The organism is Streptomyces sp. ADMS (genome assembly GCF_033441795.1).
GTDB lineage: Bacteria > Actinomycetota > Actinomycetes > Streptomycetales > Streptomycetaceae > Streptomyces.
In genome coordinates, this window is sequence record NZ_JAVFVX010000371.1 from 1 (window position 1) to 664 (window position 664).

A 664-nucleotide genomic window follows, 5' to 3' on the forward strand; every position below is an offset into this window, starting at 1 on the left:
CCTTCGACCAGTGGGGGGTCGAGCTGGGGAAGGTGCTGGCCCAGCGCATCGAGCCCGCGCTCACCACCGGGGCCGACGTTCCCGGCCTCGACCCCTCCACCGCCGCCCTCGTTGCCGCCTACCGCGCTCTTCGTCACGCTCAGGAAGTGAACTGACATGCAGATTGGTCTGATCGGTCTCGGCAAGATGGGCGGCAACATGCGCGAGCGCATCCGCCGCGCCGGCCACACCGTCATCGGCTACGACCGCAACCCCGAGGTCTCCGACGTGAGCAGCCTCGCCGAACTGGTCGACAACCTCGAAGCGCCGCGCGCGGTCTGGGTGATGGTCCCGGCCGGCGCCGCCACCCAGTCCGTCGTCGACGAGCTCGGCGGCCTTCTGGACGCGGAAGACACGGTCGTCGACGGCGGCAACTCCCGCTGGACGGACGACGAGAAGCACGCCGAGGAGCTGGGCACCAAGGGCATCGGCTTCGTCGACGCCGGGGTCTCCGGCGGCGTGTGGGGGCTGCAGAACGGCTACGCCCTGATGGTCGGCGGCGACAGGAAGCACGTCGAGCGGCTCCACCCGATCTTCGAGGCGCTGAAGCCGGAGGGCCCGTACGGCTATGTCCACGCGGGCAAGGTGGGTGCCGGGCACTTCTCGAAGATGGTCCACAACGGCA

The 664-nt window shown here is 69.9% G+C and carries 2 protein-coding genes; both read left to right on the forward strand.

The window, feature by feature from the left end:
• On the forward strand, window positions 1–155 hold a 155-nt coding region (locus RB628_RS41100; protein ID WP_318325728.1), incomplete at its 5' end, for a hypothetical protein.
• A gap of 1 nt (window position 156) precedes the next feature.
• Window positions 157–664 (forward strand): NAD(P)-binding domain-containing protein (locus tag RB628_RS41105; protein ID WP_318325727.1); only part of this gene is annotated, 508 nt, incomplete at its 3' end.